The organism is Actinoplanes sp. NPDC049668 (genome assembly GCF_044465445.1).
Taxonomy (GTDB): domain Bacteria; phylum Actinomycetota; class Actinomycetes; order Mycobacteriales; family Micromonosporaceae; genus Actinoplanes.
Genome location: NZ_JBITLR010000005.1, coordinates 317,405 through 338,309 on the forward strand (window position 1 = coordinate 317,405; position 20,905 = coordinate 338,309).

Consider the following 20,905-nt stretch of genomic DNA (forward strand, 5'->3'; position numbering starts at 1 on the left):
CGCACCCATTAGAGCTCCAATATCAGGACATCCATGTCGACCCCCCAGGGAAGTGTCGACTTGGCCGCTTGCCGCCATCCCATCCGTGCGTACATTGCGCGCGCCTCGGACCGTGGGTCAGACGAGAGCGTCGCGTACCGCTCGTCTCTGCCGTCGAGGAGTCGCCGAAGCAGTTCTCGACCAATGCCGGCGTTGCGACTCCGCGGGTGCACGATCCACTCTTTGACAGCGAACTTGTCGGCGTCATGTATCTCCGGGCCGGGAATCCGATCCGCCGTGGACCACCAGGAACCGGCTGCCATCGTCCAGCCGTAGGCCGCGCCGACAAGACGCTCGTCATCGTTCGCCAGGACCAGCGAGAATCCGGGGCGGTCGAGCTCTCCCCGCATGTGGCCGCGGAACCACGCGAACTGCTCCGGCCCCTCGTTGTACGGCGGTTCGGAGTAGACGAGGGAGTACAGCTCGACGAGCTCCGGGACGCGGCCCGCGGCCGAGGATCGGCTCGGCTTGAGGTAGTCGACGGCAACCGGGTGTGTCGGTGGTGGTGTCACGGCCGTTCACGGTACCGGCGCGCACAGCGCCTGGTCGCCCCGTGCGGGACGGCCGCAGGGTCCGGCGGCGCTGCCGCGTGGGCCCCGGTCAGGACCGGAGAAACCGCCGGACGGCAAGAACCCGGCGATGATGTTCGGCATCCGGGGGTAGGCCGAACTTGACGAAGATGGTGGCGATGCGGGTCTCGAGCGTCCTGTCGCTGATCCGGATCCGTTCGGCGATGGCGCGGTTGGACAGGCCCTCGGCCATCAGCGCGGCGATCTGCCGCTCGCAAAGTGTCAACTCCGCCGCCGGATCATCCGCGATGTTCATGGTCCACAGCCGGACGGTGCCGTCGTGGCTCGCCGTCGCGAGCCGGCGCCCGTCGGGGGAGAAGGCCACCGCCGCCACGTCGCCGGTGTGGCCCCGCAGCGGCTCGCCCACCGGCCCGCCCGTGTACGCGTTCCAGAGACGGACGGTGGCGTCGTGGCCGGCGCTGGCCAGCAGGAGCCCGTCCGGCGAGAACGCCACGGCGCCGACGATGCCCTGATGCCCGTCCAGCGAGCCGTCGGCGGCGTGCCGCGGCTCCACGACGGCCGGCGGCGCGTTCGCCGGCCCGTCGCCGGCGCGGCGGGCGGCCAGCCACAACTTCTTGAACTCGCCGGCGTCGCCGTCCAGGACCTCCACGATCAGCTCCAGTTGGCCCCAGCGAGGCAGCCTGGCGCACTTGAGCACGCCCGCCGGCGCGCCTGGCGCCTGCTCCGGCTTCTGCTCGGAACGAACCGGACGCGGACCCCCGAGGACTCCGACGCCCCGGCCTAGCGCAGGGGGCGGCGGCAGTGCCGCCGCCCCCGCGGAGGTGGTGCCCGTCAGCCGAGTCGCCACAGCTGGGCGGCCACGCCGTTGCAGGCGTACAGGGACAGGCGCGCGCCGTTGGCGGCGTTCCATTCGTAGTTGTCCAGGCACATGTTGCCGGCGATGTTGCGCAGGGAGAACCAGCCGCTGCCGCGGTCCTGGACGGTCCACTGCTGTGCGGTGGATCCGTTGCAGGCGTTGAGGCCGACGTCGGCGTTGGAGGCGGTGCTGGCGTTCAGGTCCTCCAGGCAGGTGCCGGTGTTGCGGTTGCGGATCTCGTAGTAGGTGCCCGCGCGGTAGGTGAGCTCCCACTGCTGCGCGGTGCCGCCGTTGCAGTCGTAGAGCCGGACCAGGGCGCCGGGCGTGGTATCGCGGTTGTAGTTGTCGACGCACCGGTTGCTGTGCTGGCCGCGGATGCCGGGGTTGGTGACGGTGCTGGGGATCGGCTGGCCGAAGAACGGGTCGCCGTTCTCGCGCCACAGCAGCTGCTGCATGCGGGTGTGCCGGTTGGGGTCGGTCAGCGCGTCCGGCGTGGGGGTGGCGTAGTCGCGGGCGTGGTAGACGAGCATGTCGGTGGTGTTGTCCTCGGCGACGGTGAAGCTGCCGTGGCCGGGGCCGTACACGCCGTTGGCGGTCTGGAACACCGGGTTGGGGTGCTTGTACCAGGACGCGGAGTTGAGCAGGTCGACGTTGTCCCAGGACGACAGCAGGCCCAGCTTGTAGCGGGAGTCCGTCGCGGAGGCCGAGTAGGCGATGTAGACCCGGCCGTTCTTCACCAGCGGTGACGGGCCCTCCACGACGCCGGCGACGCCCTCCTTCTCCCAGGCGACGGTCGGCCGGGCGATCTCCACCGCGGATCCGGTGATGGCGGTCGGGCCGCTCATGCGAGCGATGTACATGTGGCTGTTGAAGCTCGTCGACGGGCTGTCCTGTGCCCAGACGAAGTAGCGGACGCCGCGGTTGACGAACGACGCCGCGTCGAGCTGGAACGACTCCCAGCCGGTGTTGAACCGCGTCGGCGCGCTCCACGCGCAGGTCATCGGGTTCGCGCAGGTGTTGCGGATCCAGTACAGCCGCTGATCGAAGCGCGCGGTGCCCGGCGACGCCGAGAAGTACATGTACCAGGCGCCGTCGATGTACTGGATGTCCGGCGCCCAGATCCAGCCGCTGAGCGCTCCGCTGGACGGCGCGACGAACGCGTTGGCCGTCGCGGCGGTTCCCAGCCCCTGCAGGGTGGTCGCGCGGCGCAGCTCGACGCGCTTGTAGTCGGGCACCGAGGCGGTCATGTAGTAGTAGCCGTCGGTGTGCTTGTAGATCGCGGTGTCGGCGCGCTGCGAGACGACCGGATTGCGAACGGTGATGAACTGGGCGGACGCCGGCCCGGCGAAGCCGGCCAGCAGCATCACCACCAGGACCGGCACGACCATGACCTTGCGACGGATGCGAGCGGGGAGATCCATCGGCGCCTTCCTTCGGGTACGCGGGGAGGGGTGCGGTGTGACCGTTAACATGCATGTCGGAGCGGGGCCCCGTCAAGGGAGTCTTGTGAGGTGTGTCGATGTCTCGTAACATCCCCGACATCGATGTGACCGTTCACAACTCCGTGGGGAGCCGCATGCGTCTACGAGGCATGGTCATTGCGTTGCTGACCGCGGCAGCACTCATCGTGGCCCCCGCTCCGGTCGGCGCCGCGCCCGGAGCGTCCTTCCAGAACCCGATCGTCGGCACGCCCAACAGCGCCGACCCGTGGCTGGGCTACCACAACGGCAGCTACTACTACGCGGCGACGACCTGGACCGGCCGGATCTACCTCCGGAGGGCGTCCACCATCGCCGGCCTGCGCACCGCGGCGGAGACGACCGTGTTCACGATGTCGCAGCCGAACGCGGTGTCGAACATGTGGGCGCCGAGCCTGCACCTGCTCAACGGGCCGAACGGCCGGCGCTGGTACCTGTACTACTCGGCCGGCCCGGCCGCCTGCTGCGGCGGGCAACGCCAGCACGTGCTGGAGAGCGCTGGCACCGACCCCATGGGCCCGTACACCTACAAGGGGCCGCTCGTTCTGATGCCGAACAACGGCTGGTCGATCGACGGCAGCGTGATGACCGTGGGCGGGGCCGACTACTTCGTCTTCTCGGCCTTCAACAACAACGGCAGCTTCGAGAACGGCGGCCTGCAGAGCCTCTTCGTCTCCCGCCTGACCAACCCGTGGACACCCGCGGCGCTCGGCACCCTGATCTCCGAGCCGACCTACTCCTGGGAGCGGCAGGGCAACCCGGTCAACGAGGGCCCGTACGTGCTGCAGCGCAACGGCCGCACGTTCCTGACCTACTCGGCCAGCTACTGCGGCACGCCCGACTACAAGATCGGAGCGCTCGAGCTCACCGGCGCCGACCCGCTGGCCCGCGGCTCGTGGACCAAGCTCGCGAACCCGCTGTTCCAGCGCAACGACGCGAACGGCGTGTTCGGCCCCGCGCACCACGCGTTCTTCAAGTCGCCCGACGGCACCGAGGACTGGATCGTCTACCACGCCAACGACTCGGCCTCGCAGGGCTGCGGCACCACCCGCACCAGCCGCGCCCAGCGGATCTCCTGGAACCCGGACGGCACGCCCAACCTCGGCATCCCGGTGTCCACCGCGACGGTGCTGGCCGGCCCGTCCGGCGAGCTCGGCAACCCGGGCGCGGTCACCGTCCAGCGGATACAGTCCTACAACTTCCCGGACCGCTACGTACGCCACCAGTCGTTCAACGCCCGCATCGACGCGAACGTGAGCCCGGCGCTGGACGCCCAGTTCCGCGTGGTCGCCGGGCTGGCCGACGGCGCCGCCGTCTCGTTCGAGTCGGTGAACCTCCCCGGCTACTACCTGCGGCACAACAACTACGTGCTGCGGCTCGAGCCGAACAACGGGTCCGCGACCTTCCGCCAGGACGCCACCTTCCGCCAGGTCGCCGGGCTGGCGGACGCGGCCTGGTCGTCGTTCCAGTCGTACAACTTCCCCGACCGCTACGTCCGGCACAGCAACTATCAACTGAGGATCGACCCGATCACCACCGCCGCCGGCCGCGCCGACGCCACGTTCCGCCGCACGTCCTGAGGTCCGTACAGCCGCCGTCCAGTTCCGGTCCAGTGGGCGCCGACACCTTTGCGGGAACAGCCAACCTGCGAAGGGGACGACATGCGATCACTGAGACGGTTGCGGACCGGCGGCGTACTGGCGCTGACGACGACGCTCGCCCTGGCGCTCACCGGCGGCGCGGCGCAGGCCGGCCCGGCCGGCGACCAGGGCGCGCCCGCGCTGCCCGGGCGCTCCGCGGCGGCCACGCCCGGCGTGTCCACCACGATCCCGGCGAAGGGCATGCGCACGGAGAAGGGTCGCTCGCTGGCCGGCACCCCGGCCGGTCAGGGGATCACGCTCGGCAAGCCGCGCACCGGCCCGGCCCCGCGCATGGTCAACGCCGGGCCGGACGACCCGCCGGGGACCGGCCCGGTCTGCGTGCCCTACATCAGCCGGCTGGTCACCCCGAACGGCACCGCGTTCTCCCGGGTCGACTACCTGGCCGAGATCCTGTGCAACTTCTACCTGGCGGGTGCCGGTCAGGCGTATCTGATCGACCGGACCGGCGGGGTCGGTACCAGCAACCAGGTCATCGCCGCGGCGCCGGTGTTCCAGTTCTACAACTCCTACTACGGCGGCAGCCAGGGCGCAGTGCTGATCGATGGCCGGCTCTTCGACGGCGGACGGGTACTGGAGATCGGGTTCGACCTGGTGCTGCAGACGCTGAACGGTGCGCCGTGGGGCGGCTGCTTCGCCCTCGCCGCGCCGCAACGCTACCTGTCCGCGTGCAATGGTCTCGGCACACCCACGCTGCAGGTGTCGGTGGGGTCGGGGGAGTTCGCCACCGGCCTGCCGGCGTACAACCCGGCGGCCTACATCCGGGACATCCCCGGGATCGGCCTGCTGACCTTCCACGTGGGCGGCCAGCCCGATCCGGCGTCCACAGCCCGGCAGAACATCGTCGACGTCGCGAGCGGCCTGCCGGCCCGGACCAGCACCTTCAGCGACGTCGGCGCGACGGACGTGACCCTGCGACGCGCGATGCTGGACGCCATCCTGCGCATCCACCTGGTCAACGGGCTCAGTTTCCGGATCACCGCGATCGCTGGCAGTGATCACAGCAGGACGTCTCCGCACTACTCCGGCAGGGCCTTCGACATCGACCGGATCAACAACAACCCGGTCAACACGTCGAACACGCTGAACCAGACCTTCCGGAACGCCTGCGCCGCGTACGGCGCGACCGATATCAGAGGTCCGGGCGACGACGCGGATCACGCGACACACATCCACTGCGCCTGGAACTGATCAGCGTGCGGGCGCCCCGTTCCGGGGCGCCCGCACTTCAGCGACCGCCGGATCACTGCAGGTGAATAGGTCGTTCGCCATATCCCGGTGGTGGATCGCCGATTGTTAGCTTGCCTGCCGGCGCTGGTCCACCAGTGACCATGAACCGGACGGAGACGGACTGTGAAATTCCACAAGGCCGGCGCTTGTGGCGCCCTGCTGTCGGCGACCCTGGCCCTGCCGGGCTGCGCCCTGCTGGATGACCCGGTGAGAGAGCCCGCCACCGCCGGAGCCGCGAAGGACGCCGCCGCGAAGGACGCTCCCGCGATGAAGCTGGACGACGTCGACGCCTGCAAGCTCCTGAAGGACGCCGAGCTGAAGGAGACCTTCGGCGGGGCCGCCGACAAGCCGGCCGGCAACTCGACCACGATCGACGACCCGGTCCGCATGACGAACTCGAGCTGCATCTTCGGGGCCAAGGACGACGCGGTGCCGTTCAAGGTGTACGTGATCGTGCAGCAGTACGAGACCAAGCAGAGCGGGGACGACATCGGCAGCTCGGGCTCCAAGCCGGTGAGCGGGGTGGGTGAGGCCGCGGTCTCCGTGGAGGCCGACGACCTCGGCACGGTCGGCGTTCCCACGACCCAGGTGCGGTTCGTCATCGACAACAAGCTGGTCAACGTGTCGAGGGTCTACGACGACAAGGCCCCGGCCGACCGGGCCGGCGACGTCGCCATCGTCGTCGAGCTCGCCAAGAAGGTGGCCTCGCGGCTCTGACCGCCGCCGTGCCGTGCCGCGACAGTCCCCTCGCCTGCTCCCCAGGTCCGCGAGGGGACACCCCGCCGCTCGCCGTCGGCGCGGACGACGGCGACCGGAGAGGTCGCCCGGACGGCGCTGCGGGCGGACACCGAACCCGGCAGCAGGCCCTTCCATCCGCCGTGTCCGCGCGAGCCGACGACCAGCAGGTCGGCGTTCTCGGCGGCCTCGAGCAGGGCCGGAGCCGGCGGGCCCTGCACGAGGCGGGTCTCCACCGGAGCCCGCGTCTCGTCGACCCCGGCGCGCCGGACCGTGTCGCGCAAGGTTGCCGCCGCCTGCGCCGACAGGTCGTCGATCGCCTCCTGCGGCAGCGCCGCGGCGCCCGCGAACCCCATGTACGGCAGGGTCCAGGCGTGCAGCACCCGCAGCGTCGCGCCACGATCGACGGCCGCGTCGTGCGCGAAGCGCAGCGCGCCCACCGACCCGGGGGAGCCGTCGACGCCGACCACCACGCGCGCCGCGGCGGGACGTGTGCGGCGCCCGCGCACGACGACCACCGGGCCCCGGGAGTATCGGATCGTGCTCTGGCTCACCGACCCGAGCAGGGAACCGGCGAGCCTGCCGCGGCCCCGCGACCCGACGACGAGCAGCGCGTCGGCGCAGGCCTCGTGGATCAGCTCCTCGGTGGGGCGGCCGTACCGGACCTCGGTCGTCACCGGGACCTCGGTCGCCGCATTGAGCTCGACCACGTTCCGTACGTGGGCGGCGAACTCGTCACCGATGCGCGCCCGGTGCTCGGCCACGGCCCGCGGCGCGGCGAGCCGCTCGCCCTGTGTGTGACCGCCGCCGGGATTCCGGACGTTGACGGCGTGGACCGGCACACCGCGCAGCCGGGCCTCCTCCAGCGCCCAGACCAGCGCGTCGTCCGCCTCGGGTGAGCCGTCGACACCAACCACCACGCTCGTGACAGTCACGTCACACCGCCTTTCATCAGGTGCTGAGGTTGCGTCTCGGATCTAGGCGACCGATGGTCACGCGGCCGCCCGCTCGGCGCCGGCGGGGGCCGCGGTGTCGTCCACGTCGGACGTGAGCAGGTCGACGACGCCGGTGACGCCGGGGATCAGCGCGGCCGTCCGCGCGGTGGCGAGGGCCGCCGTCCGGCGGGCGGTGCCGCCGGTGAGGGTGACGACGCCGTCGTCCACGGTGACCCGCACCGCTCCCGGACGGATCCCCAGCTCGCCGAGCAAGACCCGTTGCGTCACCTCGTCACGGATGACGGCGTCCAGGCGGTCGTGGACCTTGAAGAGGTCCGATCTGCTGACGATGCCCCGCAACCGCCGGCCGGCGTCGACGACCAGCAGCCGGCCGACGGCGTGCCGGTGCATCAGCCGGGCGGCGGCGGGCAGCGACGCGCCGGCGCCGATGGTCAGCGGCGGCCCGGTCATGACGCCGGCCGCGGTGCCCTCCGGCCAGGACGGGCGCCGTGACCTCCGGCGGTGCCACCAGCGGGTACGCGGTGGATCCGCCGGCGCCGGCATCTCGATCGCCTCGTGCAGGTCGGACCAGGACACGACGCCGACCACGGTGCCGAACTCGTCGACGATCGGGACGGCGCTGATCCCCCGTACGGTGAGCAGGGTGACGAGGTCCGCGACCGACGCGTCGTCGGGTGCGGTGATCACGTCGGTGGTCATCACCTCCTGGACCCGCCATTGCCGCGTGACGCTCATGAGTGACGGTGAGAACTTGCGGTCTTGCATGCTGTGCCTCCTTCTGAACAGAGCGGGAACGACGGTTTCTTGCGGGCTCCTGTCCATTCTCGCGGCGCCTTTCTTGCCTGGTAATGGCGACGAAGGCCAGACATGATGGGTCTAAACTGCCGGTTGTCGGCAATGAGTGGTGAGGGCGCCGGGTCGGAGGCATGGTGCGGGTGAGCGATGGCGGACCGCGGCGCGGCAGGCGCCGGCCCGTGACACCGGAACCGGGGGAGGCCTGGCTGGTCGGCGTCGCCGAAGGCGCGAGCGACGACGCGGGCGGGGTCCCGGTGGAGCTGCTCGGCGACTACCTGCACCTGCTCGCCGACGCGGCGACGTACGGGCGCCAGGCCGAGCGCAGGGAGCTCGACGCGGTGGGCCTGCTCGGCCGCCGCGCCGCCGAGCAGGGTGTGTCCGCGGGCCGGGTGGTCCAGCTCTACCTGTCCGCGGCGCGGCGGCTCTGGAACGACCTGCCGATGATGGTGCGGTCCCGTGACCGGGAGGCGGTGCGCGCGGCCGCGGCGGCGGTGCTCCAGGTCGTCGACGACGCGGTCGCGACGCTCGCCGAGGGTTACACGGTCGCCCGTCGTGACCTGGTACGCCGGGAGGAGACGCTGCGCCGGGAGCTGATCGACGACCTGCTGCGCGGCGACTCCGATCTCGGCACGCTGGTGGAGCGTGCCGAGCCGTTCGGGCTCGACCTGGCCCGGGTCCATCAGGTCGTGCTGGCCGCGCCGAGCCGCCGGCTGCCGGACGCCGACGCGGCGATCAGCGCCCTCGAGGCGGTCGTCTTCGACCGGCTCGGCGACCGCGACGTGCTCGTCGCGACCAAGGACGGCCTGCTCGTCGTGCTGGCTCCGGCCGATGCCGGGTCGGCGGGGCGGCTGGCGCCCGCCCTGCTGGCGGCCGACGAACTCGGCCGGCTCATCCACCAGGAGCTGAGCCGGCTGCCGCGCGGCCGGCCCTGGCGGGTCTCCGTCGGGCGGCCCTACCCGGGCCTGTACGGCATCGCCCGCTCCTACGAGGAGGCCCGGGAGGCGCTCACCATGGCCGGGCGGCTGCACGCCGACAGCCCGGTCGTCAACGCGCAGGACCTGCTCATCTACCGCGTGTTGCTGCGTGACCAGCCGGCCATCGTCGACCTGGTGCAGGCGGTGCTCAGCCCGCTCGGCCAGGCTCGTGGGGGAGCGGGGCCGCTGCTCGACACGTTGCACGCCTACTTCGAGACGGGTGCGGTCGCGACCGAGTCGGCGAAGCGGCTGCACGTGTCGGTGCGTACGGTCACCTACCGTCTCGACCGGGTCAGGAAGCTGACCGGGTACGACCCGGCCGATCCCACCCACCGGTTCACGCTGCAGGCCGCGGTGCTCGGCGCGAAGGTGCTCAACTGGCCGCAGGAGCCACTACCCGTTCCGGCTTGACCCGGCTCCCTCCGGGTCCGTGACACGCCTCAGGACGCTCGGCGGTCGGCCGCCCCGAACTCGGTGCGGCTCTCGCAGGGTGCGCACTGAGCCGCCTGCGGCGTGGCTCGCAGCCTGCCGAGGGGTATCGCCTTGTCGCAGTCCTCGCACCGGCCGTAGGTGCCTTCGGACATGCGCCGCAGCGCCCGGGCGGTCTCGGCGATCCGCAGCCGGACGGACGCGCTGTGCACGGCCAGGGTGCGCATGTCACGGCCGAGGCCCGGTGGCAGTGCGGCGTGCACCGTCATCCGCGTCAGCCGGCCGGTGTCCACGACGTACCGCTCCTCGAGAATGCCGCGGAGCAGTTCCATCGGCTCCGCGGAAGACGCGACTGGTTCGTCCTGCGTTGTGGTCATGATCCCTCCGAACGCGTGGGTCGCCGTCACTCGTTTCAGCTTGCCGAGGCGGCCTGGCCCCGGATGCGCCGGCCGCGCCTCCTCGTCCGCCGGCGTCCACCGCCGGCGGGAAACGGATCGGCGCTGAACGGGTGAGTCCGGCCGACCTTGGAGCGCACCAGGTCCGTGTCGTCGAAGCCGAACCGGATCCGGTCGACGACCCGGGAGACGCCCGGCACGTCCGTGGCCAGCCGGGCGGTGATGCCGGCGGTCGAACGCCGGTCCACCGTGCCGGTCAGCGTGGCGACGCCGTCCCGCACGCTCACCCGCACCTGCTCCGGATGAATCCACATTCGCCGGCGCAGCACGTCCTCGACCTCGCGACGGACCGGGGCGTCGGCACCCACGGCGCTCGACTCGTTCTTGCCCTGCATGTCGAACCTCCTCGAACTGCCGCGGCCCGGACCATGCCCAGGCCGACGGTTTCATAACCGGAAAACAACTGGCTTGCCTCAAGCATCGCCAGCCTGTCGCCGGGCGACCACGGTCCGCGACGGCGACAAATCCCGCCGTTCGTTGCCGACCGTCGGCAACCACCCCGAATCGGCTCCCGGTACTCGGTGGTACGGTATAGCGGTACTCGGTGGTACGAGGTACCAGGGCGAGGGGAGCCGCGATGGAGGATCTGACGGAGATGTTGAAGGGCACGCTCGAGGGCTGCGTGCTCGAGATCATCGGCGGCGAGGAGACCTACGGGTACGCCATCACCCGCCGGCTGAACGAGCTCGGCTTCGCCGACGTCATCGAGGGCACGGTCTACACCATCCTGCTGCGGCTGGAGCGCAACGCCCTCGTCCAGGTGACGAAGCGGCCGTCCGAGGTCGGCCCGCCGCGCAAGTTCTACGCGCTCAACGACGCCGGCCGCGCGGAGCTCGCGACGTTCTGGGCGAAATGGCAATACGTCTCGTCACGCATCGACCGGCTCAGGGAGGGCGGGAAGTGAGCTTCTGGGACACCATCACCGGCAACGATCTCACCAGGGAGTGGAAGGCCTTCGAGGCCCGGGCGGCGGCACTCCCGCCCGAATACCGGGCGGCGTGGGAACAGATCAAGGGCAACCTCTTCCCGTACGGGGACTTCACGGGCCGCAACCTGATGCCGATCGCCGACGCCGCACTCGGGCTGCTCGAGGAGGCGGCGGCGGACGGGCAGGGCATCGGCGAGGTGCTCGGCGACGACATCCCCGGCTTCTGCGCCGCGCTGGCCGGCGGCGCGGGCGCCCGCACCTATCGCGACCGGTGGCGCGCGCAGCTGAACGGCAACGTCGCACGCAAACTTGGCCGGCTGGGAGGCTGACGTGGGGATTCGGGACATCATCGAGGGCAAGCGGCAGTGGCGGGCGCATGTGGCCCGGGTCAAGGCGCTCCCGCCGGACTACCGCATCGTCTACCAGGAGATGCAGCGGTACCTGTTCAAGGTCGGGCCGGTCGACCTGATCGACGGGGACCTGCTGCCCGGGATCGTCGACTTCTTCGAGGAGGGCGCCGAGTCGGGCAAGGGGGTCCTCGAACTGATCGGCAGCGACGTCGCCGCATTCTGCGACGACCTGATCAAGGACTCGCGCACCTACGCCGAGGTCAATCAGGAGTCGATCAGCCGCTGACGAGCTTCTCCAGCGCGGGGACCACCGCGGCCGGCCCGGGCATCGCGGCGATCTCGGCCGCGACCTGGCGGGCCGCGGCGCGCAGCGCGTCGTCGGTCAGCAGGCGGGTCAGGTCGGCCGCGGTGATGGCGTTCGCCGCGACGGCCAGGCCGGCGCCGCGCCGGGCCAGCAGGCCGGCGTTGAACCTGCGGTCGCCCGCGCCGGGCGTGGTCAGCTGCGGCACGCCCGCGGCCAGGCCACCGAGCACGCTGCCGGCGCCGGAGTGGTGGATGAACGCCGCGGCGTGCGGCAGCGCCCGGTCGAGCGGCACCCGGTCGACCGCGCGCACGTTCGGCGGCAGGCGGCGCGCCTTCGCCGGGCGTACCAGCACGAACTCGGCGTCGACCCGCTCGGCGGCGGCGATGACCGCGGGGCCGGGGTCGCCGTCGTTCGGGCCCTTCAGGGTGCTGCGGCTGACCAGGACGCGGGGACGGTCGCCGGGGGAGAGCAGCCAGTCCGGGACCGGGCCGCCGCCGGAGTAGGGGACCGGTCGCATCGCGACCGCGTCCGCCGCGGTGGGTTCCCGCAGGCTCGCCGGGGTGACGGCGATGGTCAGCGCGGGCGCGGGTATGTCCTGCCCCGCCAGGACGCTGCTGGTGGTGACCGCCTCGAAGAGCTCGGTCGCGGGCCAGAGCGTGTTCTCCTGCAGGACCGACGGGATGGACAGGCGCCCGGCCACGATCGCGCCGGCCTCGCACAGCGGCTCGAAGACGATCAGGTCGGGCCGCTCCCGCCCGGCCAGCGCCAGTAGCGGTTCGACCAGGGCCAGGTTGGCGCGGCCGAAGAGCTCGCCGACCATGGCCTGGCCGGCGACGCCGCGCATCTCGGCGGCGGCGATGCGCGGGTGCCGCAGGGCCACCCGGATCGCGGCCCGCGGCAGGCTGAAGGCGGCGCCGATGTCGGCGGTGCGCAGGCCGAGCAGGTCGGGCGGGAAGTCGCCGCCGGCCAGGATCACGTCGTGTCCGGCGTCGCGGCAGGCGGCGGCGAGCGGGACCAGCGGCAGCAGATGGCCCTGCAGCGGGGCGGCGACGAACATGATGCGCATGATCGGCGTTCTATCACGGTCCGGCCGGGTCGATCTCGGCGACGGGGCCGTGTAACCGTCCACACACTTTCTGTAGCGAAAATCTCATCCCGGTGCCCGCACCGCCGATGTTGGCGTCCGCACGGCCGGCGCGGCCGCGCGTTTCGACTGCCAGAGGGGCGACTCCCATGCGACACCGGCTCGACGATTCCTCTGCGCCTGCTGGCGCGCGGCGCTTCAGGCCGGCCGACCTCCCGCTGGCCGCCAAGTTCTTCGTCGTCCTCGCGCTGCTCGCGGCGACCGCGCTCGGTGTCGGCTGGAGCGGCCTGGTCGCGCAGCAGCGGGCCAACGCGGTCGCCCGCGCCACCTACCAGCACGCCCTGCTGCCCTCGAGCGCGCTGGAGTCGCTGCGGGCCTCGGCGCTGCGCAGCTTCCTCGGCCTGACCACCCTGCCGTCGGCGAAGGGCGCCGACGCGGTCTCCGCCAAGATCCAGCAGATCCGGGCCGAGGACGCGGTGCAGGACAAGGCCCTCGCGACGTACGCGGAGCTGGGCGGGCTCGGCGCCGACCCGCGCGTCGCCCAGGTCAAGAAGTCGCTGACCGGCTTCCGCGCGGAGCGCGACGGCACGCTGCTGCCGGCCGCGCAGGCCGGTCAGGCGCAGGTGTACCTCGCCCGGTTCGGTGAACTGTGGCCCGCGCTGACCCAGTCCGGCGCGGTCATCACCTCGCTGATCAACGACGAGACCGCGCTGGCCGCACAGCGGGCCGAGGCGGCCGAGGCCTCGTACCGGACCAACCGGATGTTCGTCATCGGCCTGCTCGCCGCCGGCCTGCTGTTCGCGTTCGGCGCGGCCTGGCTGGTGATCCGCGGCAGCGTCCGTTCGATCAAGCAGATGGCGGCCGTGCTGAGCCGGGTCAGCGCGGGCGACCTGACCCAACAGGTCGAGGTCACCTCCCGCGACGAGATCGGCCGGATGGGGCTGGCGCTCAACCACGCGACCGACAGCATGCGTACGACGATCCGCGAGCTCGACACCGCGGCGGGCGACCTCGCGTCCTCCGCCCGGCACCTGACCGAGGTGTCGTCGACCATCGCCGGCGGCGTCGACCAGGTCGGCAACGAGGCCGAGGCCGTGGCGCGGGCCGCGGGCAACGTCTCGGAGAACGTCTCCGCCCTCGCCGCGGCGAGCGAGCAGATGGGCGCCTCCATCCGGGAGATCTCGCTGAACGCCGGGCAGGCGGCGGGCGTCGCCGCGCAGGCCGTCGCGGTCGCCGAGTCGACCACCGCCGTCGTGGCCCAGCTCGGCGAGTCCTCGGCGCAGATCAGCGACGTGGTGAAGGCGATCACCGCGATCGCCGGGCAGACCAACCTGCTCGCCCTCAACGCCACCATCGAGGCCGCCCGCGCCGGCGAGTCGGGCAAGGGCTTCGCCGTGGTGGCCACCGAGGTCAAGGAGCTGGCGCAGGAGACCGCCCGCTCCACCGAGGACATCGCCGGCCGGGTCGAGGCGATCCAGCGCGACACCGGCAAGGCCGTCGAGGCCATCGCCGGCATCACCGCCATCATCGGCCAGATCAGCGACTACCAGACGACCATCGCGTCCGCGGTCGAGGAGCAGACCGCCACGAGCGAGGAGATGAACCGCAGCGTCAGCGAGGCCGCGGGCGCCTCCGCCGGCATCGCCGCCAACGTCGCGACGGTCGCCGGGGCCAGCCAGGTCGCCGGCGGCGGCGTCATCGAGACGCACGCCGCGGCCGAGCAGGTCGCGCAGATGTCCGGCGACCTCAAGGTCCTGGTCTCACGCTTCACCATCTGACCGGTCCGGGCCGGGAAGTGGATCACCCGGTGCGGCCGAGCATTGTACGGATCTGTCTGCCTGCTGCTGTGCGTCCATCGCGTCTATGCTCCGTCGGTGACCGAGAGCGGGACTAATGGTGTGGATCTCGACGACGTACTACTCGCCGTGGAGAAAGCCGCTCCGGTCGACGCCGTGGAGGCGGTGACCCGCTCGATCGGGGTCAGCCTCGGCGCGTTGTGGGTGTCGTTTCTCGTGGCGGACATGAGCGGTCGCGCTTTGGTACGTCTGGTCCATGTCCCGATCGGTGACGTGCCCGGCGCGCGGCGGCAGGACGAGGACGTCGCCGTCGTGCAGCCCTTCGACGGCGGCCCTCAGGAGCAGGCACTACGCGCGCAACACCCGCTCGTCGACAGGGTCGGTGATCAGTTCGTGGTGAGGGCGCCGGTCACCCAGCGCGGGGAGGCCATCGGTCTGCTGGAGATCGCTCTGCCCACCGACCCGTCCGACGCGACTGCGCACAGGGTGTCGCGGGCGGCGCACACCCTGGCATTCGTGGTGATCGCCAATCGTCGGCACACGGATCTGTTCGAATGGGGCCAACGAACGACACCGTTCACCCTTGCCGCGGAGATACAACGACGCCTGTTGCCGGAGTCGTTCACCTGTGAAGCCGACTCGTTCACCCTGGCCGCGTGGCTGGAACCGGCGGCCAGTATCGGCGGGGACACCTTCGACTACAGCCTCGCCCGTGACCTCCTGCATCTGAGCATCACGGACGCCGTGGGTCACGGCGTCCACAGCGCGCTCGCCGCGACCCTGTGCGTCAGCGGCCTCCGCAACACCCGCCGCCGCAGCGGTGATCTGCTCGAACAGGCCCAAGCGGCGAACGAGGCGCTCCTGGACAACGCCCCGGATCGGTCCCCCTTCGTCACCGGAATCCTCGGCCGCCTCGATCTGCGCACAGGAATCCTCGCGGTCGTCGACGCCGGGCACCCCGTCCCACTGCTGGTACGCGACGGAGCTGTGGAGCCCCTGACGCTGCTCGTCAACCGGCCCTTCGGCGTCCTGCGCGACAAGAGCTTCCGGGCCACCGAGGTCGAGCTTCGGCCCGGCGACCGCCTCGTGCTGGTCACCGACGGCATGCTGGAACGAGGCGCCGCCGGTCTCGACCTACCCACTCGACTGCAGCACCTGAGCGATCTACACCCCAGGGAACTCGTCCGCGTACTCGCCGACCTCGTCATCGAAGCGGCCGGACCCGTCCTCCCCGACGACGCCTGTCTAGTGGTCCTCGACTGGTACGGCGGACACGGCGACACCCGTCACACCGCCGCCGGCGCCGACCCCCACCGGGCCAGCACGCCGCACTCAGGACAAGAAGGCCACCCGCCTAGGCCGGCGGGCTGACCGCAGTCGGCCTCGAAGCCCGGCCGCCCGAATCGATCGCTCACCGAAGCCGCAGGCCAGGGCATGCTTAGCCCCTGCGACGACGGGGCACATTGAAGGCAGTAGCCACCGAGCGTCGAGGAGACCCGCATGTTCTACAACCTGATCTGGCGCTCCGTCGTGATGGCGGTCGCCATCCCGCTGGCCGCGGCCGGCGCCGGCAAGCTCAGCGACCTGGTAGAGGCCCGCCGCGGCCCGGGGCGCGGTACGCGGCTGCTCCGGCGGGGCGCAGACGCACTGCAAGGACACTTCGGGCGGCAGCCGAAGCGCCGCCGGTTCGCCATGGGACGCTGACGGCGTAGACGCCGACATGCACCTACTCCGTACCGTTCGCATGAACCCCGCCCAGCGGTACCTGACCCGCGCCGCTCCTCGACCGGCCGACGGGTTCACGAGCATGACGGCGCAGGCCCTCGACCTGCGCCTGCACATCCGGCAGCGCCTCGATTCCGGCAACCCGGCACCACCATGGGTTCTGCTGCATGGACTGGCGGTCTCGCACCGGTACCTCATGCCCACCGCTGCCGCATTGCCCGGCTCGGTCTTCGTCCCTGATCTACCTGGCTTCGGTCTCTCCGACAAGCCGGCCCGGGTGCTGACCACCGAGCAACACGCTGAGGTCGTCGCCGCCTGGATGGACTCCGCCGATGTCACCGGCGCACACGTGTTGGGTAACTCGTTCGGCTGTCAGGTTGCCGTGGAGCTCGCGATCCGGCGGCCCGACCTGGTTGCCTTGCTCGTCCTGGTCGGCCCGACCGTCGACCCCGCCGCACCGACCGCTGGTGCTCAGATCCGCCGCTGGGCGCACGACCTGCTCAGCGAGGACCCGTACCAGATACCCATGCTCGCCGCCGATGTCCGCGATGCCGGACCGCGACGCATCCTGCGTACGCTGCAACACGCCGTCCTCCACCACATGGAACGCCGTATCCCGCTCGTGGACGCACCGATCCTGTTCCTGCGCGGCCAACGCGACCCCATCGCCCCCAGCGACTGGATCACCCGCGCGGCGACGCTGGCCCGGACCGGCGAAACCGGCGAGATCCCAGACGCCGCACACAATGCCGTGACGACCGCGGGCAAGGTGGTCGCCACGCAGGCCTTTGCCTTCGCCATGCGGCACATCGCCGGCAATGCCACCTCGGCCGTCGGCGCCGGCCCGCGATTGATGGATGGGTCGGAAGATCATCGGATGCTGTTGACGCACACCACTCCGGCTGCCCAGGCCCGGCGTCTGGCCGAGCGGGCTCTCCGCGATTGGGACCTGACTGATCGAACCGATGACGTACTGCTGGTCACCACGGAACTTGTGGAGAACGTGACCCGGCACACCGACGACGGGGGCGAGCTGCGCTTGCGCCTCAAGGAGGACGCCGTCCTGATCGAAGTCACCGATACCGACCAGCGGCCACCGCGTCTCGAACCCATCGCCCGCGCCGTGCCGGGCGGACGCGGGCTCGTCCTGGTCTCCGCCACCGCACGTCGATGGGGCAGCCGGCCGGTCGCCTGGGCCGGCCGTACCGGAAAGATCGTCTGGGCGGAGATCGCCCGACGGTTACCAAGCTGAGGTCGCGCGGCGGGGGATCCGTGCGCGCACCCATGGCAGCGTTTAAACTCGTGTTACTCGGTCGTCCCAGTCCCCGGCGGCACATCACCTCGTGCAATGTGTCCCTCGGGAGCCAGCGATGCCCTCAAACCATGCACCCGCCGAAGTGTTCGGCTGCTCGGAACGTGCCCGTCGGCCTGATTCCCACCGCCTCGGCGGGCACGAGCCGGTGAGTCTTTTCAGTCCGGATGCTCGCCGCCTGGCCCGCGCCGCGACCGACCTCGACACCGATCTCATGGTCCGGACGGTGCAGGCCTCCATCGACGACATCGGAGTGGTGTCGACCTGGGAGCAGCTCGTCCAGCCGGTGTGGCATTACCTTGGATCACAGACCGACGACCACGACCAGCGCGTGGTATCCGAACGCATCTACGTGCAGTCCGCGATGAAGGCGCTGTCCGCTGCCCGGCGACCGCCCCGCCTGTCCCCGCCCTCCGTTCTCCTGGCCTGCGCCGACGAGGAAGTCCAGGTGTTCCCTCTGGAAGCCTTGGTCGCGGCCCTTCAGGAATCCGGCGCCTCATGTTGCGTGCTGGGCGCACGGGTACCGCCGTACGCCTTGGCCAACGCCGCCATCCGACTGCGTCCGCCGGTGGTTGTCATCTGGTCGCAGAGCCGGGAGACCGCCGACCCGGCACAGATCGCCATCGTGCTCGAGGCCCACCCGACCAGCACGATGATCGCGGCCGGTCCGGGCTGGAGCCCCGCCGAACTTCCGCCGCAGGCGGTACGAGCCACTGATTTGAGTACCGCACTGGTACTGGCGCTCGCCGTACTCGAAGGCCACACCCCGCCGCTGACACAGCCGAAGGCGGTCTCGACCCGCCCGGGCCATGTTGAAGAGGGCTCGATGACAGGGGCGTCATGACAGCCATTGCCGAGCGGCCGAGAATGGCGGCCGGTAGCGACTTCGCCGAGCTGAACCGGCGCATCGTCGAGGCCGGACTGCTGGAACGACGCCCCGCGTACTACGCCGTACGGATGGGTGTCGTGACCGTGATGCTTCTGGGCGGATGGACGGCGTTCTTCTTGATCGGCTCGTCCTGGTGGACCCTCGCCGTCGCGGTGTTTGTGGGAATCGCGTTCTCCCAGGTGGCTCTCGTGGCGCATGACCTGGCACACCGGCAGGTGTTCCGCACGAAGAAGCCCAGCGAACGGGTGGGGCGGGTCGTGGCGAATGTCGCGGTCGGGATGAGCTACGGCTGGTGGATGGACAAGCACACCCGACACCACAACAATCCCAACCACGACGATCTCGACCCCGACGTCGCGCCCGAGGTCTTGATCTGGGCCACCGAGTCGGCGTGGGGCCGGCGCGGGCTGAAAGGCTTCATCACCCGGCACCAGGCTGGGCTGTTCTTTCCGCTGCTGACGCTGCTCAGCATCGACCTGCGAATCTCCAGCATCAAGGCGCTGCGGCGTCCCGGGATGAAGCGTCGCGGCCTGGAAGCCGGCCTGATGGCCCTGCACCTCGTCGCCTATGTCACCGCGCTGCTGATGGTGCTGTCCCCGCCGCAGGCGCTCGCGTTCTTCGTCGTGCACCATGCGGTGTTCGGCGTGTACCTGGGCATGACCTTCGCGCCGAACCACAAGGGGATGCCGCACCCGACCGGCGACGAGGACTACCTGCGTAAGCAGGTGCTGCCCTCCCGCAATGTCACCGGCGGCTGGCTGACCGACGCCGCGCTGGGCGGCCTGAACTACCAGATCGAGCACCACCTGTTCCCCGCGATGCCCACACCGAATCTGAAAATGGCGCAGCCGATCGTCGAGGCCTACTGTGCGCAGCTCGAAGTCGCCTACGAGAAGACCAGTCTGATCGACTCGTACCGCCAGGCGCTGCGCCACTTGCATGAGGTCGGCGCCCCGTTGCGCGCGACACGATAAGCCGGCGCGCTGCTCAGGACCGCGCCGCAACTCGACAGTGTGGCCGTGCGGCCTCGCCGCGGAGAGTGGCGATGGTCGCCATGTCGGTAACCCGTAGCACCCACCCGGTCGCCGGCCTGGCCCGCCACAGAACGAGTTCAGTGCCGTCGGGCACCGCCCGACGGATTCGCACGACGAAGTTCGGTAGCGTCGAACAGGCAAAGGTGACGTCGGCGAGGTCCACCAGCACGCTGACCGGGGCCAGCGCGGTCAGCCAGTCGATGGTCGCGGAAAGCACGGCGGACGCCGCCAGATCGATGTCACCCGTCAGGCACACGTGGGCGCGCCGTTCTTTGCCGGCCGTGGCGCGAGCGGTAACTGTCAGACCGTGATCGGATGCCTGGAAGGTGCCGTCGGAGTCAGGGGACATGATTTCCGCCTTGTGTGGCGTGCAACATGCCGGGTCCGGGGCAACGGCCCCACCACCGGAGCCGTATCACTCACCATACCCCTGGCGTGGTTGTCTGGCAGCTGGAGTGTGTCACGCGAGTAGGCTTCCACAAGGACCGGATCAACCGGCCTTACTGCCCAGGCCCTCGGCGGTCACTTCGTCCGCCGCAGAGGTGAAGCCGTGCCCGCTCCTCATTCCCGATCTTCTATGACGTTGCCGTGCCGGCGGGCCGACCCCCTGTTCTGCTCGGGGCAACGTCGTGGCTGACCGTGTCACCGCGATCAGGAACCTCATCGCGGCGCGGCCAGGCCCTTCTGACGGCACCACCGGCTTCCTGCAGCGCGTGTGTCAGACCGCTGCCCGGACGTTGTCGGCGTCGGGGACCGGGATCAGCGTGTTGACCGACGACGGTGTACGTGGGGTCTGCGCGGCCTCGGACCCGCACACTGAGCGGATCGAGGAGCTCCAGTTCGTCCTCGGTGAGGGTCCCTGCATCGATGCCTTCGATTCGCGCCGCCCGGTCCTGATCCCCGACCTCGCCGTTGACGCGGCGGCCCGCTGGCCGATGTACGGTCCCGCCGCTCACGCCGGCGGAGTCCGGGCGGTGTTCGCGTTCCCGCTGCAGATGGGCGCCGCCCGTCTGGGTGTCCTGGACGTTTTCCGCGAGCACCCCGGTGCACTGTCGGATGATCAGCTCAACGACGCGCTGACCTTCGCCGACATCACCATGGAGGCCCTGCTCGACCGGCACGAAGCCGCCGGCGACGACATCGACGACGGCCTGGCAGATGCGGTCGGTTATCGGGCGGAATTGTTCCAGGCCCAGGGCATGGTGATGGTGCAGATCGGGGGGACAATCAGTGCGGCCATGGCAAGGATGAGGGCCTACGCCTACGCCGAGAACCGTGGCCTGGGTGATGTCGCCCGTGACGTCGTGGCCCGCAGGCTGCAGTTCGACCGAGATCTCCCATGACCGTG

Annotated in this window: 23 protein-coding genes; 14 read left to right on the forward strand and 9 right to left on the reverse strand. The window is 70.8% G+C overall.

Features of this window, described 5'->3' with window-relative positions; genetic code table 11:
- Positions 1 to 8 precede the first annotated feature (8 nt).
- The 3 genes from ACIBSW_RS22555 to ACIBSW_RS22565 all read right to left on the reverse strand — a co-directional run bounded on the left by ACIBSW_RS22555 (position 9) and on the right by ACIBSW_RS22565 (position 2,846).
- Complete coding sequence (locus ACIBSW_RS22555; protein WP_354726651.1) at positions 9 to 551, reverse strand: GNAT family N-acetyltransferase; 543 nt, start codon at positions 549 to 551, stop codon at positions 9 to 11.
- 88 nt (positions 552 to 639) lie between these two features.
- A complete protein-coding gene (locus ACIBSW_RS22560) occupies positions 640 to 1,218 on the reverse strand; it encodes a LuxR C-terminal-related transcriptional regulator (RefSeq protein WP_354726649.1) in 579 nt (192 codons plus the stop codon).
- Positions 1,219 to 1,400: 182 nt separating this feature from the next.
- Positions 1,401 to 2,846, reverse strand: a complete 1,446-nt coding sequence (locus ACIBSW_RS22565) for a family 43 glycosylhydrolase (protein ID WP_354726647.1) — start codon at positions 2,844 to 2,846, stop codon at positions 1,401 to 1,403.
- A gap of 170 nt (positions 2,847 to 3,016) precedes the next feature.
- On the opposite strand from ACIBSW_RS22565, the gene ACIBSW_RS22570 reads away from it, so the two are divergent.
- The 3 genes from ACIBSW_RS22570 to ACIBSW_RS22580 all read left to right on the forward strand — a co-directional run bounded on the left by ACIBSW_RS22570 (position 3,017) and on the right by ACIBSW_RS22580 (position 6,508).
- Positions 3,017 to 4,483 carry a family 43 glycosylhydrolase gene (locus ACIBSW_RS22570; RefSeq protein WP_354726645.1) on the forward strand — a complete coding sequence of 489 codons (1,467 nt, stop codon included), beginning with the start codon at positions 3,017 to 3,019 and terminating at the stop codon, positions 4,481 to 4,483.
- An 81-nt stretch (positions 4,484 to 4,564) separates the two neighbouring features.
- Entirely contained in the window at positions 4,565 to 5,752 is a 1,188-nt protein-coding gene (locus tag ACIBSW_RS22575) for a hypothetical protein (protein ID WP_354726643.1), read from the forward strand.
- Positions 5,753 to 5,914: 162 nt separating this feature from the next.
- Positions 5,915 to 6,508, forward strand: a complete 594-nt coding sequence (locus ACIBSW_RS22580; protein ID WP_354726641.1) for a hypothetical protein — start codon at positions 5,915 to 5,917, stop codon at positions 6,506 to 6,508.
- Here the strand turns inward: ACIBSW_RS22580 and ACIBSW_RS22585 are convergent.
- A complete protein-coding gene (locus ACIBSW_RS22585) occupies positions 6,424 to 7,461 on the reverse strand; it encodes a universal stress protein (protein WP_354726639.1) in 1,038 nt (345 codons plus the stop codon). The genes ACIBSW_RS22580 and ACIBSW_RS22585 overlap by 85 nt on opposite strands.
- A gap of 57 nt (positions 7,462 to 7,518) precedes the next feature.
- Complete coding sequence (locus ACIBSW_RS22590; protein WP_354726637.1) at positions 7,519 to 8,247, reverse strand: CBS domain-containing protein; 729 nt, start codon at positions 8,245 to 8,247, stop codon at positions 7,519 to 7,521.
- A gap of 209 nt (positions 8,248 to 8,456) precedes the next feature.
- Here ACIBSW_RS22590 and ACIBSW_RS22595 point away from each other — a divergent pair, with 209 nt between their 5' ends.
- Positions 8,457 to 9,662: a helix-turn-helix domain-containing protein gene (locus ACIBSW_RS22595; RefSeq protein WP_354726635.1), complete on the forward strand. Its 1,206-nt coding sequence runs from the start codon at positions 8,457 to 8,459 to the stop codon at positions 9,660 to 9,662.
- Positions 9,663 to 9,691: 29 nt separating this feature from the next.
- On the opposite strand, the gene ACIBSW_RS22600 is transcribed toward ACIBSW_RS22595, so the two are convergent.
- The gene (locus ACIBSW_RS22600) at positions 9,692 to 10,057 is read right to left on the reverse strand and encodes a TraR/DksA C4-type zinc finger protein (protein ID WP_354726633.1); all 366 of its coding nucleotides are present in this window, start codon (positions 10,055 to 10,057) and stop codon (positions 9,692 to 9,694) included.
- A gap of 35 nt (positions 10,058 to 10,092) precedes the next feature.
- Positions 10,093 to 10,470, reverse strand: a complete 378-nt coding sequence (locus tag ACIBSW_RS22605) for a BON domain-containing protein (protein ID WP_354726631.1) — start codon at positions 10,468 to 10,470, stop codon at positions 10,093 to 10,095.
- 242 nt (positions 10,471 to 10,712) lie between these two features.
- Here ACIBSW_RS22605 and ACIBSW_RS22610 point away from each other — a divergent pair, with 242 nt between their 5' ends.
- From ACIBSW_RS22610 to ACIBSW_RS22620, 3 genes are read left to right on the forward strand one after another with little or no spacing between them, the layout of a single operon-like run.
- Positions 10,713 to 11,039, forward strand: coding sequence for a PadR family transcriptional regulator (locus tag ACIBSW_RS22610; protein WP_184994837.1), 327 nt, complete (start codon positions 10,713 to 10,715; stop codon positions 11,037 to 11,039).
- Complete coding sequence (locus tag ACIBSW_RS22615) at positions 11,036 to 11,392, forward strand: DUF1048 domain-containing protein (protein WP_354726629.1); 357 nt, start codon at positions 11,036 to 11,038, stop codon at positions 11,390 to 11,392. The genes ACIBSW_RS22610 and ACIBSW_RS22615 overlap by 4 nt, the downstream gene beginning before the upstream one ends.
- A gap of 1 nt (position 11,393) precedes the next feature.
- A complete protein-coding gene (locus ACIBSW_RS22620) occupies positions 11,394 to 11,699 on the forward strand; it encodes a DUF1048 domain-containing protein (RefSeq protein WP_354726627.1) in 306 nt (101 codons plus the stop codon).
- On the opposite strand, the gene ACIBSW_RS22625 is transcribed toward ACIBSW_RS22620, so the two are convergent.
- Positions 11,689 to 12,783 carry a glycosyltransferase gene (locus tag ACIBSW_RS22625; RefSeq protein WP_354726625.1) on the reverse strand — a complete coding sequence of 365 codons (1,095 nt, stop codon included), beginning with the start codon at positions 12,781 to 12,783 and terminating at the stop codon, positions 11,689 to 11,691. The genes ACIBSW_RS22620 and ACIBSW_RS22625 overlap by 11 nt on opposite strands.
- Positions 12,784 to 12,950: 167 nt before the next feature.
- Here ACIBSW_RS22625 and ACIBSW_RS22630 point away from each other — a divergent pair, with 167 nt between their 5' ends.
- The 6 genes from ACIBSW_RS22630 to ACIBSW_RS22655 all read left to right on the forward strand — a co-directional run bounded on the left by ACIBSW_RS22630 (position 12,951) and on the right by ACIBSW_RS22655 (position 19,497).
- Entirely contained in the window at positions 12,951 to 14,579 is a 1,629-nt protein-coding gene (locus ACIBSW_RS22630; RefSeq protein WP_354726623.1) for a methyl-accepting chemotaxis protein, read from the forward strand.
- 96 nt (positions 14,580 to 14,675) lie between these two features.
- Positions 14,676 to 15,968: a PP2C family protein-serine/threonine phosphatase gene (locus tag ACIBSW_RS22635; protein WP_354726621.1), complete on the forward strand. Its 1,293-nt coding sequence runs from the start codon at positions 14,676 to 14,678 to the stop codon at positions 15,966 to 15,968.
- A 129-nt stretch (positions 15,969 to 16,097) separates the two neighbouring features.
- Positions 16,098 to 16,301, forward strand: a complete 204-nt coding sequence (locus ACIBSW_RS22640; RefSeq protein ID WP_354726619.1) for a hypothetical protein — start codon at positions 16,098 to 16,100, stop codon at positions 16,299 to 16,301.
- A 40-nt stretch (positions 16,302 to 16,341) separates the two neighbouring features.
- Positions 16,342 to 17,574: an alpha/beta fold hydrolase gene (locus ACIBSW_RS22645; RefSeq protein WP_354726617.1), complete on the forward strand. Its 1,233-nt coding sequence runs from the start codon at positions 16,342 to 16,344 to the stop codon at positions 17,572 to 17,574.
- 118 nt (positions 17,575 to 17,692) lie between these two features.
- A complete protein-coding gene (locus tag ACIBSW_RS22650) occupies positions 17,693 to 18,478 on the forward strand; it encodes a MerR family transcriptional regulator (RefSeq protein WP_354726615.1) in 786 nt (261 codons plus the stop codon).
- Positions 18,475 to 19,497 (forward strand): acyl-CoA desaturase, encoded by a 1,023-nt coding sequence (locus ACIBSW_RS22655; RefSeq protein WP_354726613.1) that lies wholly within the window; start codon positions 18,475 to 18,477, stop codon positions 19,495 to 19,497. The genes ACIBSW_RS22650 and ACIBSW_RS22655 overlap by 4 nt, the downstream gene beginning before the upstream one ends.
- A gap of 13 nt (positions 19,498 to 19,510) precedes the next feature.
- Here the strand turns inward: ACIBSW_RS22655 and ACIBSW_RS22660 are convergent, their stop codons facing one another.
- Positions 19,511 to 19,906, reverse strand: coding sequence for a hypothetical protein (locus ACIBSW_RS22660; RefSeq protein WP_354726611.1), 396 nt, complete (start codon positions 19,904 to 19,906; stop codon positions 19,511 to 19,513).
- 280 nt (positions 19,907 to 20,186) lie between these two features.
- Here ACIBSW_RS22660 and ACIBSW_RS22665 point away from each other — a divergent pair, with 280 nt between their 5' ends.
- The gene (locus ACIBSW_RS22665) at positions 20,187 to 20,900 is read left to right on the forward strand and encodes a GAF domain-containing protein (protein WP_354726609.1); all 714 of its coding nucleotides are present in this window, start codon (positions 20,187 to 20,189) and stop codon (positions 20,898 to 20,900) included.
- Positions 20,901 to 20,905: the final 5 nt, after the last annotated feature.